Annotated in this window: 16 protein-coding genes; 4 read left to right on the top strand and 12 right to left on the bottom strand. The window is 37.7% G+C overall.

Going from position 1 to position 14,649, the window contains the following annotated elements; all coding sequences use genetic code 11:
• Positions 1–141 precede the first annotated feature (141 nt).
• Positions 142–594: a 6-pyruvoyl trahydropterin synthase family protein gene (locus MR062_RS06025; protein WP_242203191.1), complete on the bottom strand. Its 453-nt coding sequence runs from the start codon at positions 592–594 to the stop codon at positions 142–144.
• A 29-nt stretch (positions 595–623) separates the two neighbouring features.
• Between MR062_RS06025 and MR062_RS06020 the strand changes: the two genes are divergently transcribed.
• Together MR062_RS06020 and MR062_RS06015 are read left to right on the top strand one after the other, a co-directional pair.
• Positions 624–797: a hypothetical protein gene (locus MR062_RS06020; RefSeq protein ID WP_242203190.1), complete on the top strand. Its 174-nt coding sequence runs from the start codon at positions 624–626 to the stop codon at positions 795–797.
• A 284-nt stretch (positions 798–1,081) separates the two neighbouring features.
• Positions 1,082–1,711 (top strand): 2OG-Fe(II) oxygenase, encoded by a 630-nt coding sequence (locus tag MR062_RS06015; RefSeq protein WP_242203189.1) that lies wholly within the window; start codon positions 1,082–1,084, stop codon positions 1,709–1,711.
• A gap of 101 nt (positions 1,712–1,812) precedes the next feature.
• Here the strand turns inward: MR062_RS06015 and MR062_RS06010 are convergent, their stop codons facing one another.
• The 3 genes from MR062_RS06010 to MR062_RS06000 are packed head-to-tail and all read right to left on the bottom strand — an operon-like array spanning position 1,813 to position 3,845.
• Entirely contained in the window at positions 1,813–1,989 is a 177-nt protein-coding gene (locus MR062_RS06010; RefSeq protein WP_242203188.1) for a hypothetical protein, read from the bottom strand.
• Positions 1,990–2,013: 24 nt separating this feature from the next.
• Positions 2,014–3,348 (bottom strand): MATE family efflux transporter, encoded by a 1,335-nt coding sequence (locus MR062_RS06005; RefSeq protein WP_242203187.1) that lies wholly within the window; start codon positions 3,346–3,348, stop codon positions 2,014–2,016.
• On the bottom strand, positions 3,345–3,845 hold the full coding sequence (locus MR062_RS06000; RefSeq protein WP_242203186.1) for a GNAT family N-acetyltransferase: 501 nt from the start codon (positions 3,843–3,845) through the stop codon (positions 3,345–3,347). The genes MR062_RS06005 and MR062_RS06000 overlap by 4 nt, the downstream gene beginning before the upstream one ends.
• 491 nt (positions 3,846–4,336) lie before the next feature.
• Between MR062_RS06000 and MR062_RS05995 the strand changes: the two genes are divergently transcribed.
• On the top strand, positions 4,337–5,131 hold the full coding sequence (locus MR062_RS05995) for a universal stress protein (RefSeq protein WP_242203185.1): 795 nt from the start codon (positions 4,337–4,339) through the stop codon (positions 5,129–5,131).
• A gap of 65 nt (positions 5,132–5,196) precedes the next feature.
• Here the strand turns inward: MR062_RS05995 and MR062_RS05990 are convergent, their stop codons facing one another.
• From MR062_RS05990 to MR062_RS05955, 8 genes are all read right to left on the bottom strand, one after another.
• The gene (locus MR062_RS05990; RefSeq protein WP_242203184.1) at positions 5,197–6,957 is read right to left on the bottom strand and encodes an arylsulfatase; all 1,761 of its coding nucleotides are present in this window, start codon (positions 6,955–6,957) and stop codon (positions 5,197–5,199) included.
• A 176-nt stretch (positions 6,958–7,133) separates the two neighbouring features.
• Positions 7,134–7,493 (bottom strand): nuclear transport factor 2 family protein, encoded by a 360-nt coding sequence (locus tag MR062_RS05985; protein ID WP_242203183.1) that lies wholly within the window; start codon positions 7,491–7,493, stop codon positions 7,134–7,136.
• A 103-nt stretch (positions 7,494–7,596) separates the two neighbouring features.
• On the bottom strand, positions 7,597–8,049 hold the full coding sequence (locus tag MR062_RS05980) for a DoxX family protein (RefSeq protein ID WP_242203182.1): 453 nt from the start codon (positions 8,047–8,049) through the stop codon (positions 7,597–7,599).
• A 64-nt stretch (positions 8,050–8,113) separates the two neighbouring features.
• Positions 8,114–8,680 (bottom strand): Crp/Fnr family transcriptional regulator, encoded by a 567-nt coding sequence (locus tag MR062_RS05975; RefSeq protein WP_242203181.1) that lies wholly within the window; start codon positions 8,678–8,680, stop codon positions 8,114–8,116.
• A gap of 68 nt (positions 8,681–8,748) precedes the next feature.
• On the bottom strand, positions 8,749–11,124 hold the full coding sequence (locus MR062_RS05970; protein ID WP_242203180.1) for an outer membrane beta-barrel family protein: 2,376 nt from the start codon (positions 11,122–11,124) through the stop codon (positions 8,749–8,751).
• 281 nt (positions 11,125–11,405) lie between these two features.
• The gene (locus MR062_RS05965) at positions 11,406–12,311 is read right to left on the bottom strand and encodes a hypothetical protein (protein WP_242203179.1); all 906 of its coding nucleotides are present in this window, start codon (positions 12,309–12,311) and stop codon (positions 11,406–11,408) included.
• A 71-nt stretch (positions 12,312–12,382) separates the two neighbouring features.
• Positions 12,383–12,766 carry a hypothetical protein gene (locus MR062_RS05960; protein ID WP_242203178.1) on the bottom strand — a complete coding sequence of 128 codons (384 nt, stop codon included), beginning with the start codon at positions 12,764–12,766 and terminating at the stop codon, positions 12,383–12,385.
• 124 nt (positions 12,767–12,890) lie between these two features.
• The gene (locus MR062_RS05955) at positions 12,891–13,451 is read right to left on the bottom strand and encodes a GNAT family N-acetyltransferase (protein WP_242203177.1); all 561 of its coding nucleotides are present in this window, start codon (positions 13,449–13,451) and stop codon (positions 12,891–12,893) included.
• A 640-nt stretch (positions 13,452–14,091) separates the two neighbouring features.
• Here MR062_RS05955 and MR062_RS05950 point away from each other — a divergent pair.
• On the top strand, positions 14,092–14,550 hold the full coding sequence (locus MR062_RS05950; protein ID WP_242203176.1) for a reverse transcriptase domain-containing protein: 459 nt from the start codon (positions 14,092–14,094) through the stop codon (positions 14,548–14,550).
• Positions 14,551–14,649: the final 99 nt, after the last annotated feature.

Raw genomic sequence — 14,649 nt, 5'->3', positions numbered from 1 at the left:
GTCTTAGTAAACAGCAGAAAAGCCTGGTTTAACTGTGGCCGACTAAAGTTTTTGGGTTTTAACTGTCTGCGTTAGGGATTGGAGCAAGCTACCGTGTAGCGCGGAAAGCCCGACCCTGACGGCTATCGGCAGGGTAACGCCCTAAATATTATCGTAATCAAACCACTCGGCATAAGAACTTTCGGTTTCCTGAAGCTTTAAAGAATGTAGCTTGATATGGCTTGGTAAGCGACGTTTTATTTTTTTCGCAAAATCGATCACCATCATTTCGCTTGTGGGCTGGTAATCTACCAATAGAATATTATGGCCGCGAACTTCCAATTCTTTTGCCAGTTCAACGTGGGGCGTGTTTTTGTTGAATACGGTGGCATGATCAAAAATAGTTACAATTTCCTCTTTTACGATTTTTTTTAAATCCCCAAAATCGATAACCATACCATATTTTACATGGGTACTATCGGTAATGGGTTTGCCTATAACGGTTACAGAGAGCTTATAACTGTGCCCATGAACATTTTTACATTTACCATCGTAGCCATAAAGGGCGTGTCCGGTTTCGAAAGAGAATTGTTTGGTAATGCGAATAGCACTCATTGGTTGTTAAATTAGTACCACAAAAGTACATGAATTTTTTCATTTGTAAGGTGGTGCCGCAAAGATTAGGGATACGACAAGCATTAGCTTTTGCAGAGGTTTTTTTAGGGCAAATGGCAAGCCACCGCGCTTTACGCTATAGTTTTTTAAAATTCAAAAATTTTAAAAAAGCTGCCGCTCCAATCGCTTTTGCGGTAGTTTAGTCGTTGTAGGGATATGCAGGACAAAACAAACACCTATAATGGATTGTTAATTATCAATCTTCTATTTTTGTACTAACCTCTAACCTCTAACCTCTAACCTCTAACCTCTAACCTCTAACCTCTAACCTCCAGCCTCCAGCCACCAACCTCCAGTTTGCTTTTTCAACCCCATAACGTTAAGGGAGAAATTCTTATGGAAGAAAAGCATTGATTTTGTTTAACGGATGTGTTTTTAGATTACATTTGCTCACTTTTCCCCGTAAAGGATCTATGGGGGTGTTTATATGGATCATTTATTTGAGTCTATTGACTTTGAGGAGAATCCGTTATATGAAAGGATTATTTCGGATATAGCCAACCAGCAATATTGTATTGTTGACCATTTTTTTACAAATGAAGAAGTGCACCTGTTAAGGGAAGGCCTATTGAAAGCTTTTGAAAAAGAAGCCTTTAAAAAGGCCGCTATAGGCAACAGATTAAATGAAACTCTTGAGCGGTCTATACGGGGCGATATTATTTTTTGGATGGATGAAGCCAAAGCCACTGATGACGAAGCCTTATTTTTTAATAAGATAAACGACTTTATTGCCTATTTGAACAAGACCTGTTTTTTGGGTATTCTCCACAAAGAGTTTCATTACGCCATTTACCCTAAAGGGACATTTTATAAAAAACACATAGATACGTTTCAAAACGACGACAGGCGTAAACTATCCTTTGTGTGTTATTTAAATGAAGAAGGCTGGGAACCAGCATATGGTGGCGAGTTGGTGTTGTATTTAAACGAAGGCGAAAAACGTATTTACCCATTGCCTGGCAGGGTGGTTATTTTTGAAAGCCAGGTTATTGAACACGAAGTAAAACCAGTTAACAAAAAACGGTTAAGTATTACGGGATGGTTAAAAACGAGGTAATTACCGGCGCCTATTTCGGTTTACGATATAAATAATGATTAAGACCAAAGCCAATAAAAGAAACAGGCCGTTACCGCTAAAAAAAGATAGGATATCCATAATTATTCTTTATTAATTTTCTTTTTGTTATATCTGTACAATACATAGGCCAAGACTACCAATACCACAAAAGGAAGCATAGAGCCTATAAATACACCTATTTCGTAACCCTTGTTGGGAGCGTTTTTAATTTTTTCTTCAATATTCACCTGTTGAAGTAAAGTAAATAGGGTACCCATAACATTTTGTTTGATGGTACAAAGTTAACCGTTTTGCAATAGCGGGATAAAGGTTTTTCTAAATTTTATGATTAGGGGAACGCCCCTAGCAATTATCCATAAGGTTATGGCAATAAAAATGGCATATAATTTATAGTCTAAACTATCCAGCCAAAACAAAATGGGCACAAACACCACAAAGGTAGAAAACAGTAACACGTTACGTAAATACTTCATTTTGCCCAGGCCTTTAAAAATACCATCAAAAATAAAGGCCAATGTACAGAAGGGTTGCATAAGCAACACGATCCAGAAAACATTGTAAAAGGTGGATAATACTTCGGGTTCTTTAGTGAATATTTTTCCAATAGGATAATAGAGCAAAGCACCTAAAAACCCCAGCAATAGGCCTATAATAATGCCATACTTAATGAGCTTGTTGCTTAATTGGATAAGTAAATGGTATTGCTTTGCGCCCAATAATTTACCCGATAAGATGTTGCCGGCACTAGCATAACCATCAACAATAAAAGCACCTAAAAACCATAGGTTTATGGCTATGGTGTAAGCCGCTATATATGCAGCCCCATAACTGGTAGCAAAGGCACTGGCATAGTAAAGTGTTACATTTAATGCTATGGTCCTAACAAATAGGTTAAGAATCATAAGCATAAAACGTTTTATTTCTTTATTAAACGGAAAACTGGGTTTTAAAGGAATATCTGTTTTTTTCAACAAATAGTAAGCTGAGAAAACAGCCATTGCAATTTGGGCAATAACACTGGCATATGCAGCGCCCTGTATTTGCATGGCAGGGATGTATCCTTCTATACCATAGACCAGAATGATATCCAATATAATATTGGTTATGGTGCCAATAAGGGCAATGAGCATAGGGTAATAGGTGTTTTGCAGCCCACGGAAAGCTCCAAAAATGGCAATGGTGAATAGGGTAAATGGAAACCCAAGCACACGAATTTTATAATATACAACCGAATAGTCCAGAATAAGGTTAGAGGCATTATACAGCTTAAAAATAGTCCTTGCCATTGGGTAGGTCGTGGCAATTAAAATGAAGCTCAAGGAAGTGATAATAAAGATTGCTTGGGCCGGTAGATTTTTAATCTCTTCCAGTTTATTGGCTCCTACATATTGTGAGACAATGGATGAAATGGCACTTCGTGTTTGTCCGAGCACCCATATAAGCATAGAGATAAATGTTGTTACAATACCAACAGCTGCAAGCGATTCTGTGGCATTAACGCTAATGTTTCCCACAATGGCGGCATCGGTTAATGATAAAATGGGTTCCGACACCCCAGAAATTAAAGCGGGTATGGCCAGTTTATTGATATGTTTAAAACTTATGGTCGTGCTCACAGGATTAATTCGTAACAATAAAAGGGGTATTCACTTTGCCTAGGAAAGTAAATTTCCCCTAATTTTTTATAGCCGCGAAGTTCGTAAAATTTTAGGTTTCTAGGGTTTTGTGAAAACGTGTCTAATCTTATAGAGCTATAGTTATTTTTTATGGCATGGGCTTCGGCATAATCCATAAGTTGCTGTGCATAGCCATTGCCTTGATGGTTGGGGTGAACAGCTAGGCGGTGTATGTAAATATTATTTTTATTGGGTGTTAACCAAGAGATCGGGTTGTATTCTTCATCCATATAAGTTGAAATGGTAATGCATCCAACGATACTTTCTTCGGTTTCCAAAACGAATAGTTCGTTACGTTCTACATCTTTTAGAAAAGCCCATTTGTTTGGATATACGTCATTCCACTGAAAAATGTTTTTCGACATCATGTCCTTTGCGCAGGCTTTTGTGAGCAATAGGATGTTATCGATATCTTGAGCTGTTCCCTTGCGAATCATTTTAATTTATTTACTGTAAAGAACTAAATTTTTGAATTAAAAATTACAAAATTTAGTTTTATCTACAGTAATCGTATTTCCAATGCTCATTAGCTAAGGGAAGGAATGGTTTTCCAATAATAATTCTCCTCCTTTTTAAGGAGGAGTGGATTCATCACAATTTAATGGGATGAAGACGAGGAGGTTTATTAAGGCACATTATGGTTTGTTATTATTGTACTTTAGAAAACAATATTTTAGTTAATGACAAGTTTTGGTTTTTAACCTTCCGTCTTTGATCTTCCTAACGAAATTAAACCCACCTTCTCTATACAAGGGAAGGGTTTGTTTTGGGATGTTAAGTAACTTCCTTGTTAGTCCATATAATTTTTCGATTTAAAAATTCACAGAAGCCGAATGAAAAATTTCATGTACTTTTGTATTGCATTTCGGTAAATATGGCGTTTTAAATGATTTATGGCGAAATGTCCAAAAACACTAAATTAAAGCTCATGAAAAACATTTTAGTTCCTGTAGGGTCTTCTAAAAACGCATTAAGCCATTTGCAATATGCTGTAGATTTTGCCGAAGCATTTGGGGCCAAACTTTTTGTCGTACAAGTCTATAATGTTTATACCAAGGCTGGTACCATGATTAAGGTGGACCATATTATTGAGCGTGAAAGTTTGGAGTTTTTGAATGATTTGGTATCTCAAATCGATATCAAAGGGGTTGATGTTGTGGTTAAAACCTTAAAAGGAAAATTAATCGACACATTGGAATTGGCCTGTAAGGCAGCCGATGTTGATTTGGTTTTAATTGAGCCACGAACCAATTCTATTAAGGATGAGGTGTATTTGGGCAAAACGTCAGGAAAAATCATCAAACAAATGGATGTGCCTGCCCTTATTGTGCCCGAAGGATACAAATTCTCTAAACCTTCTAACATTTTAATGGCCATTAAATCGGCAATCATAAGAAAGGACAATGTGCTTAATCCTTTAGAAGCTATTAAAGCGCGGTTTAATGCTACGGTAGATTTGTTATTGGTAAAGACGCCTTATTATAATGATGGCGATTTTGATGTGTCCAAAGATTTGAATACTGTTATTAGTAAGGTTACCAAAACCGAAAATGCCACAACCTTTCAAGGGGTATTGGAGCATTTTCAGTCCCACAACCCAGATATGCTTTGTGTGGTAAGACGAAAAAGGGGCTTTTTTGTTAAGAAATGGGAAAAAAACACCATTTTAAAAAGGGATTTCCATAGTAGTATTCCTGTACTGGTACTAAGTGGTCTGAAATAAAAACAGATAGCTTTTAGTGGCTTTGTTTAAGGTGATAATTGGATTGACTTAATTCCAAGTAGGGGCTAATCCATTTTTTTCATTTCAACCCAAAAGGGTAAGCTGTTTTTTGAGCCATGGGCATAGAACGGAATCAGATCGCAATCCATATCGGGCAAAAAAACATTTTTCATTTCAATAACATCGGTTTCTTCCTTTACGTTAAGCATTTGTTTTACTAATGTGTTTGTTTCTAAATACATTTTTCCATTTGGTTTAACGGGCTTAATGAATTTAAACTTAATGTTGTAATGTCCTTTTTTAATGGTGACTTTCCATTTGCCATAGATGTCTTCCTGGGCCCAAATACCGCGTTGTCCTCCGGCATCATTTCTATTTAGGTAAACGGGGTTTTCGCTTTTGCTTCCAACGATAATACGGGGTTGGTTTATAAGGTTTTCAGAAGTTATTAATTCGTTATAGGTTTTGTCGATTTCCTTTTTGAGGTTGGTAGCAATAATTTTATGGTCCAAAACAATATTGTTTTGTTCGTAAGGATCTTTTTTAAGATCGAACAATTCAAAGTCAAATACCGAGGCATTATAATTTGTATGCCCCACTAGCTTGTGGTGTCCTTTTAACAGGGCTATGTTGTTGTATAATTCTGGGTACCGCCTTGTCCAATAAAAAAACAAGGATCTGTTAGCCCAATCCACGTTTTCGTCCAACATAAGTGGAAGCAGGCTTTTGCCATCAATTTTTTTGTTTTTGGGCAATTCAACATGGCATAACTCGGCAATTGTGGGCATAATGTCTATGTGGGCCGAAGTGGTTTCAATATCTTTATTTCTATTGAGTGTGTCAGGGAGTTTAATATAAAATGGTACGCGAACACCCCCTTGATAAACATTGCCTTTAAGCCCCCTCATACCACCAACGTATCTGGTTTGTTGGGGGCCGTTGTCGGTCATAAAAATAATAAGGGTATTATCGGCAATAGCTAGGGCGTCCAATTTTTTTAGAAGCTTGCCAATATTATCGTCAATGTTGCTTACCATAGCATATACTTTTCTAGCACCTTCTTTATCTTTTTCCGTCATTTTTGGAAAGGGCTTGTTATCATTATCAAAACCAGATTCTGGATTAATGTCTTTATATTGTTGGTAGTAAGTTTCAGGAACCTGTAAAGGCGTATGTGGCGCGTTAAAGGCGAGGTAGCAGAAAAAGGGAGCGTCTTTGTTACTTTCAATAAACTGAATGGCTTGATCTGCAAAGATATCGGAACAATAGCCTTTAAATTGTTTTTTTTCGTTATTGTGCCAAAGGACGGGATCGAAATAACTTGTGTTTCCCTTAAAATAGGTTGTAATATCACCAACTTGCCCCATGCCTCCCGAAAGGTGAATCAGTGATTCATCAAAGCCTTGGTCGCTTGGCCTGCTGGGGTAATTATCGCCCAAATGCCACTTGCCAAAAACTCCGGTTTTATAGTTCACTTGCTTTAACATTTCGGCAATGGTAACCTCGTTCGAAGCCATTATTGCTCCACCATTGTATGTGTCTCGTATTCCTGTTCGCAAGGAATATCGACCGGTCATGAGACTTGAACGGGTAGGGGCACAAACTGGGGAGACATAAAAATTATTAAAACGAATATTTTCGCGGGAAAACCGATCTATTACAGGCGTTTTTACGTGAGGGTTTCCTGTTGCGCCCAGATCTCCATACCCTTGGTCGTCGGTTATAATTACTATAACGTTTGGGTGCTGTTTGTCTTGTGCCAAACTAGTTATGGCCGATAATGATAAGCAACAATAAATTATAAAGGGAATGGATTTAAGTTTCATTTTATTAAGCTAGGTTATTAATAGTGTATGCTTTTTTTATCTATTGTTCACTTTGATAAAACTCCGTCGGTTCGAGTTGATTTTACGATTGAAATAGTTCTCGATACGTCCCGCCAAAGACGGACACTCGAACTGACATTTGGGGCCTTGTTTCATCGAAAAGGCACAGCGGTTTTTTATTTTTTTAACAGTTTTCGTTCTTCTTGAATGTCGCCTATATGGTAATAAGCGTAAATCTCCTCAATTAAATGGTTCTTAATATAATACCATTCGCTTACATCCAAGTTAAAATTTTCACCCTGTTTGGCTGTATACCTTACGCAGGCTTTATTGGTGCTGTACAAGCCATCATGAATCACGAAAACGTAGCCTAAAAATTTGTCTTGATTTTGTTCAACCAAATCTAGATAAGCCTTTTTGCCATTAATAGTTCCAAACGGACTGATGTGCTTAAAACTTTTAGAAATAGGTAAATTAAGATAATCCCCTTGGCGCCATTTTTCAAACCACTGCTCCACTAATTGTTTACTGCTCATATTTAGTTGCTGTATAATTTTTATGGAATAATATACAAATATTTCGCCTTTTCTTGCTCCTTATAATTGGCGGGTGTGCTTAAGGAAATAATGAGGTATGCGGTTAAACTCGGAAAGTACAGAGATAAGCCCAAATAATAAAAAATATTTGTAATGGGATTCTAAACCATAAATAGGCAATTCCAGGGCCGTTAAAAGTACCTTTTTGATAATTCACATGGTTTATGGTCGCATAAATATTAGCGGGTAGCATGAGCAATAGAAATATAATGAGTGCCGATCCTGTTATTACTTTTAATCGGGGTATAAGAAGTCCAATGGCCAGTAAGATTTCAAATAATCCCGTTAGGTATACAATAGGTTCTTTAAAAGGAATGCCTTTAGGAACCATCATGGCCATGCCTTTGGTAAAAGCAAAATGGCCTATTGCTGTAAACACTAACATTATGGCCATGGCTATTCTTGCCGATAGGGCAAAATCGTATGCTTTCTTTACCTGTTTAATTATAAAAATGGAACATGTGAAGCTTAATAAAAGAACAATTAATGGTTTCATGTGGCTTTCTAATTACTGAAATACAAAGGTTAGAAAACACCAAAATAAAAACAATGAACCCAGGTTAACTAATGCGCTTTCTTATTCTACTTAAGGCCTGTGGTGTTACACCAATATAAGAGGCTATATATTTTAGTGGAATGTGTTGTAGCAGTTTGGGCCTGTTAGCGAATAAATCCAAATAGCGTTCTTCGGCTGTTTTGCTTAATAGGGAAAGTTCTCTTTCCGATTTAATTAAAAACATCTTTTCGGCCATTTTTCGGCCTATAATATTACCACTGGTTGTTTTTTTATAGACTTGTTGTAAGTCTGCATGCGAAATTTTCCATAAGGTGGTTTCTGTTAGGGCTTCAATTTGATATGCTGAAGGCATTCGCGTTATAAACGAATCGTAAGCTGTAACGAATTCATTTTCGAACAGAAACCCAAAGGTTAGATCGTTTTCAACTTTTGGAATATAGAACCTAACAATGCCTTTCGATATAAAGGACAAGTGGTTTTCTGTTTCTCCAACTTTTAACAGGATGTCGTGTTTTTTAAGTGTTACCTTCTGAAGTTTTGAAGCAAAAAATTGCCAATCGGAATCGTCCATTGGCGCAATGGTTTCAATAAACTTTCTTAGTTCGTTCATTAGAACAGTGTTTTATAGCTTCAACATGCTAGAAGTTTATTTGGTTTTTAATAGCCTTTAATATAATATTATCGCCTTCTTCCGGAATAGGTCATGGCTTCACCTTTACCAAACCCATAGCTTATACCAAAAGTAACGAAGCGTCCGCGAAGCCCATAATCGTAAGTTTCAAAAGTAGGTTGGTTTACAAAACGTTCTTGCTTTCTTGAGGCAAAGACATCCCTAATGCCTAGATTGGCCACTATTTTTCCTTTTAATATTTTTTTTCTAATCCCGAAATCCAAAGAGGTAAAACCACGTTGTTCGCCCTGTATGGTTTCAAACCCTGAACTGTAGTTTCCTGTTAATTCCAGATCGATATCGGCGGGCAATCCAATTTTTGAGCCTAAGCGGGAAGACCATCGGCTACCGGTAAAGTCAAAAGTTTGGTTTTCGAAAGTTCCTTTGCGGTCAAAATAGTTGAAGTTAAAATCACCTGTTAGCGTAAGCCATTTGGTAGGATTGTATTTGCCATTGGTCTCAAAGCCTAAGGATGCACTGGTGCCAATATTTTGGGGTGTGGTTAGGGTGACGTTATTTTCAAAAGAGGAGACGCGCTCAACAACATCGGTGGTGTAGCGATGGTATAGGCTAGAGCTCATGGAGGCCTTGCCAATTTTATAAATGCTTGTTAGCTCATAAGAGTCTGTAAATTCTGGTTGTAAATCGGGGTTGCCAACCCTAACGTTAAAATTGTTCCTAATATTAAAGAAGGGGTTTAAGTCCCACAGGCGTGGTCTAAAAATACGCTTTGAATAACCTGCTTGAAACGAAACGTTTTCACTCACTTTATACGATGTGTGTAACGTGGGAAATAAATTGGTGAAATTTTGTGAGTTTGCTTCGTTGGTATTCGTTAACAGTGTGCTAAGGTCTGTGTTTTCTATGCGCAGCCCCAGTTTTACGCCCCAGATATCATTCTCGTAAGCTCCTGTAGCATAGAGGCCCAATACTTTTTGGTTCCACTCAAAATTGTTGGTTAAGTCTTCATTGGTAACATAATCGCCATTTATAAAATCCCGGACTTCAAAATCGTTACCAACATCGTTAATAACGTATTGAGCTCCTGTTTCGATAGTGTATTCTTTGGTAAGCGGATTGACGTAATCGGCTTTAAAGGTATAATCGGCCTGTTGAAAATTTGTGGCGGTACGCTGATTGCTATCTACATTATCACCTTCTAGTGTGGTGTCGGTGAATAAGGAGGATTGATCCTTTCCGAAAAAGCTTCCCAAAGCACTTAGTTGAAAGGTGTGGTCTTCATTATTCTGAAAGGTTTTTTTCCAATTAAATTCATATTGCCATTTAGGATTGTAGGCATCGGTGGTTTCATTCCTTACCCAGCGGGAAACCAAATCGTTGCCATTAAAAAAACTGAAATTGGTTTTAGAGGGTTGATCTTCGATCTCATAGGCAAAGTTCCCCGACAGCGTAAACACATTGTATTGGTTTAAGTGGTAGTCTGTTCCAAGGGTAATGTTAAAAAAAGCTTCGTTTCTAAACTCCTCACCATTGCTAAAAACAGTTTCATCATTGGTTAGGTTTCGGTTAATGGCCTTGGTATCCCTTGGCAATGAACGGTATCCTGCACCAAACTGTGTGAACAGGTTAAAATGTTCGGTCCTACGGTTTAAGCTACCACCAATGCTATGGTTGTCTGGCGTTCCGGTGTTAATGGAAATAGAACCGTTCCAACCTTCTTTTTCTTCTTTCTTTAAAATAATATTCAGAATGCCCGATGTACCGGATGCTTCATATTTGGCTGAGGGATTGGTGATAACTTCTATGCTTTCTATCATATCGGCGGTAATGGTACCCAGGGCATTACCCGATTGGTCTGCCAGTACCGAAGGTTTCCCATTGATAAGGATTTGCACACCCCCACTGCCGCGTAAAGTTATATCTCCTTCTATACTAACATTTACCGATGGCACATTGTTTAGGACTTCAAGGGCACTTACGCCTGTACTGCTTATATCTGTGCCTACATTAAATACGCGCTTATCCAGCTTAAAAACGGTTTTGGAAACCTCGCCAGTTACAACCACTTCGTCAAGGGCCTGGCGGTCTGGAGAGAGCTGTATTGAGCCTAAATCTACCTTGCCATTGAAGACCGAATACTTGGTAATGGTTTTTGTTTTATAGCCCATAAAACTAATTTCCAGGTAGAAATCTGCTTTGGCTATTGTTATTCTAAACTTACCGCGATCGCCTGTAGTATTTCCTGTAATGAGCTCTTTGGTGGTTGTGTTATAGACGGCAACAGTGGCATAAGGGATGGGTTGGGCGGTTTCTTCTTCTTCCAAAGTACCAATAATTTCAATGTTTTGTACTTGCGCAACGGCAATATGGGTTGTTGCTATTAAGAATAAGACAAAAAATGGATGTTGCAAATATGTTTTCATATACGTTTTAAGCGTGGTATACCGTCTCTTGTTAGTGCTGTCTAACCTTTATATAAAAGGTGCAAGTAATTAATAGGATTAAAAAACGAATAATAAGGACAACTTTTGTTTTGTCAAAATGTCTCGTCCTAAAATTTGGTTAAAAGTAGTGTTTGTTTTAATTGAGTTTATTGTTTTATGCGGTTTCGGCCTTTTAATTAACAGTTTTGTCTGCTTCAGTAAGCCATTATTAGACTCTCGATAAATTTTAGTTGTTTAGTCGGACATGCTTTTAGGGAAGGCTACAAAGGTGTGCTCCACAATATCTTTTTATGATTTTTCGTGTTTAGTAAGACCAAATAAGGTTTTGGAGTGCTTCCGTTAAAAACCAGTTTAGACGAGAACAATAGCATGTCATTATCTAGAAAAGCAACCCAATGTGGAGTAAGAGGCTTTTCTTGCTTTAATACAGTTTGGTGGTTTCCATTTTCATCCACAAGTTCGAAAGAACCCTTGCCCCAATAGGCAAAAAGTAATTTGCCGTTTTTATAATCGGCATCGAATATTTGGTTTCTGTTTAAGGGTGCATTTTTCACATTAGTATCTATCAACTTGGGCCATTGTTTTAAAAGGGTTCCATTTTGTTGGACTAAATAACAGCCATTGTCGCCCAATAGAAGGATTTGATTGTTTTGGACAGGCCTTATTCTTTTAATGGGATGGTCGAATTCAAAATATGTTATCGGCTTTTCGCCTTTTTTTAGGGTATATATGTCGGGGTACTTGCCAAAGACCATTTGATTGTCGGAAAGCATAAAAAATCCACCCTCACCAATTCGCCATTCATCCTTAAACCAATTCCAGATTACTTTAGGTGTTGTGTCGACCGTTGTTTTTAAAACCCGAACTTCAAAACTTTGTGTTGCTTGCAAGTACCTTCTTTCTACAATATAGATTTCGTTTTGGTTGTTGTATAGCATGAAATCGCTTGCCGAATATGTAGACTGGATAAATACTTTGGGTTTCGAACCCTTGTCCCAAATCATTATACAAGCCTTATGGTTTGGGTCGTCTATGGGGTTTATATACGACCAAAGAACATGATCTCCAACCGTTATCATGTTTCCTGTTGGGTGGGCAAACATGGGCAGAGTTTGGATAAGCAATAATGCTATTAAAATGATGGTATGGGTGTTGCTCTGGTTCATTTAGTTTAAAATAATGATTATAGGTTATGCTTGTTTGGTCTTACTGTAGCCTTCCCTAAAAATGGGATAGGCTACACAAATTCCGCAAAATGTCCATCGTGTTTAGTAATTATCTTTTTCTCCTTGTCAACAACAAATGATTTATATCCATTATGCCATTCAAACTCTGCGTAATCAATTATTTCAGTCGAATCTGAGTTAATTCGGACAAACTTTTTGGTTGTATTAATTATAAACTCCGATTTTGAAATTTTTAAAACTAAAACAGGAATTTCATTTGGGTATAAATTCAGTCGTTTTTTAAGTTCGGCTCGTAATTCCGCATTTAGAAGTTCGAATAGTGTAAAAATCTCACTTCCATTAAAATCCGTTTTGGTTTTATTGAAATATTTTAAGAACCAAAATTCAATTCGGTCTTTTATTTGTTCAACAGATTTTTCTATTAAGTTCTCCATTTCTTAAATGCACCACAACGGTTGGTGTATGATTAGTGGCGTGTTTAAGCACCTAATTTAGCAAATACAAACCGAATAGAAAATCCGCGAGGATTTTCGTAAGTAGGAGATTACTAGCCATTAATTATAGGACACGTTGTTGCCACACGTTTTTATTTATTTCGTAACAAATACATTTTTCGTATTCGGGATATTCTTTCAATTTCGGATGTTTAAATTCTCCGATTTTTTCCATTCCGATTTTTTTCATCACGTTTTCCGATTTAGAATTTTTCTCTGTACACGTGGAAATGATTTTATCTAAATTCAGTTCGTTAAATGCAAATTCAAGACATTTTTTTGCGCCTTCGGTTGCATACCCTTTTCCCCAAGCACTTTTTTTTAATCGCCAACCAATGTCAACAGCAGGTGTAAAGTCAGTTTTATATTCTTGAAATGCCAAACCAATAAATCCGATTAATTCTCCGCTTTCTAAAATTTCCGTTGCGAAGTAATTGAATCCATTTTTTGTATAGTGTTTTTTAAGTCGGTCGATAAATTCCACTGTTTCCTTTTCTGTTAATGGTTTTGGGAAATGTTCCATCACTTCCAAATCCGCATTTATTATCGCAAATTCGGTCAAATCAGTTTCGTCCCAATTGCGAAATCCAAGTCTTTCAGATTTAAAAATGTATTCTTTTTTCAATTTCAGCGTAATTTTCTCAAATGTGTGGCAACGTGTTTGTATAAGATTAGTTGCGTGGTTTAAGCACCTAATTTAGCAAATACAGACCGAATAGAAAATCCGCGAGGATTTTCGTAAATAGGCTTGTACTAGCAATTAATTTTATACGTTGTGTGTGCCCAGCATGGGCATTCATTCGTGCTAATGTACGAATTTTTCTAGAGGGTGCAAGTCCCTTATGGGCAGGGGTAACGCCTTGAACCATTAGCAAGTCGCAAGGTTGCCAGTTGTGAGACTGGGACAGAAGGAAGCGAGACTGCAAATTTCGGTACTGAGGAACACGAACCATATACCGAGGCTATGAGGTCGGATGAGTAGGCACATAACTGCAAAGTCCAAAATATCTTTTATAGATAAGCACCGAAGTAGTAGATATGGCAGGAATCGGAAGAAAGAGGATGCTCTTACCTGGGGAGGTCTCCGCAGCCACGGGTTGGCATAGTGGAGAAGTCAGCAGCGGTCATAGTAGTACTATTTGCTGGAACAGTACGAAGGGCCAAACGAAAATGGTTCTTAATGCGCTATGGAGCAAGGTGTTGTTAAAGGTAGTCACCTAGACATTGTGTAGCCATAGCACAAGCGGAACAGTTAACAAATTAGTATGATAGAAAACGTATTAAAGAACGAAAACCTACAACAAGCGTACCGACGGGTATACGCCAACAAAGGCGCATCAGGGGTTGATGGTAAAATGGTAAACGATTTACTGCCAGACTTACAGAAGCACCAAAAGGCGTACATTCAAGGTATCCGAGAAGGAAATTACCAGCCCGCTCCCATACTGGGCATTGAAATACCTAAATCCAACGGAAAGACACGTCTTCTGGGTGTTCCCACAGTTGTAGACAGGGTATTTCAACAAGCGATACAGCAAGTACTGCAGCCCATATTCGAACAAGATTTCCAAGCACACAGTTACGGTTTTCGTCCTAAGCGCAATGCCCACCAAGCCATGCGTCAATCCTTAACCAATATCAATCAAGGGTATCAGTACATTGTAGATATCGACCTAGAATCGTTTTTCGACAATGTTGGACTTCCTATATTAGACTGGACATAAAGATGAGAGAATATGCTTGCTAGTTATTAACTTAGCAATTATGAGAAGTAAACCCAAACATTACACTTTAGAATTTAAACAAAAGGCAGTGGAGTTGAG

This window comes from Aestuariivivens insulae (assembly GCF_022662195.1).
GTDB classification, from domain to species: domain Bacteria; phylum Bacteroidota; class Bacteroidia; order Flavobacteriales; family Flavobacteriaceae; genus Aestuariivivens; species Aestuariivivens insulae.
Note: the sequence above shows the minus strand (reverse complement) of the source record. Positions and strands in the feature narration are given on the sequence as shown.

Coding starts and splice junctions, on each gene's coding strand:
- MR062_RS06025 (WP_242203191.1), bottom strand. CDS start 594: ATGAGTGCTATTCGCATTACCAAACAATTCTCTTTCGAAACCGGACAC.
- MR062_RS06020 (WP_242203190.1), top strand. CDS start 624: ATGAATTTTTTCATTTGTAAGGTGGTGCCGCAAAGATTAGGGATACGA.
- MR062_RS06015 (WP_242203189.1), top strand. CDS start 1,082: ATGGATCATTTATTTGAGTCTATTGACTTTGAGGAGAATCCGTTATAT.
- MR062_RS06010 (WP_242203188.1), bottom strand. CDS start 1,989: ATGGGTACCCTATTTACTTTACTTCAACAGGTGAATATTGAAGAAAAA.
- MR062_RS06000 (WP_242203186.1), bottom strand. CDS start 3,845: ATGATTCGCAAGGGAACAGCTCAAGATATCGATAACATCCTATTGCTC.
- MR062_RS05995 (WP_242203185.1), top strand. CDS start 4,337: ATGAAAAACATTTTAGTTCCTGTAGGGTCTTCTAAAAACGCATTAAGC.
- MR062_RS05990 (WP_242203184.1), bottom strand. CDS start 6,957: ATGAAACTTAAATCCATTCCCTTTATAATTTATTGTTGCTTATCATTA.
- MR062_RS05985 (WP_242203183.1), bottom strand. CDS start 7,493: ATGAGCAGTAAACAATTAGTGGAGCAGTGGTTTGAAAAATGGCGCCAA.
- MR062_RS05980 (WP_242203182.1), bottom strand. CDS start 8,049: ATGAAACCATTAATTGTTCTTTTATTAAGCTTCACATGTTCCATTTTT.
- MR062_RS05975 (WP_242203181.1), bottom strand. CDS start 8,680: ATGAACGAACTAAGAAAGTTTATTGAAACCATTGCGCCAATGGACGAT.
- MR062_RS05970 (WP_242203180.1), bottom strand. CDS start 11,124: ATGAAAACATATTTGCAACATCCATTTTTTGTCTTATTCTTAATAGCA.
- MR062_RS05965 (WP_242203179.1), bottom strand. CDS start 12,311: ATGAACCAGAGCAACACCCATACCATCATTTTAATAGCATTATTGCTT.
- MR062_RS05960 (WP_242203178.1), bottom strand. CDS start 12,766: ATGGAGAACTTAATAGAAAAATCTGTTGAACAAATAAAAGACCGAATT.
- MR062_RS05950 (WP_242203176.1), top strand. CDS start 14,092: ATGATAGAAAACGTATTAAAGAACGAAAACCTACAACAAGCGTACCGA.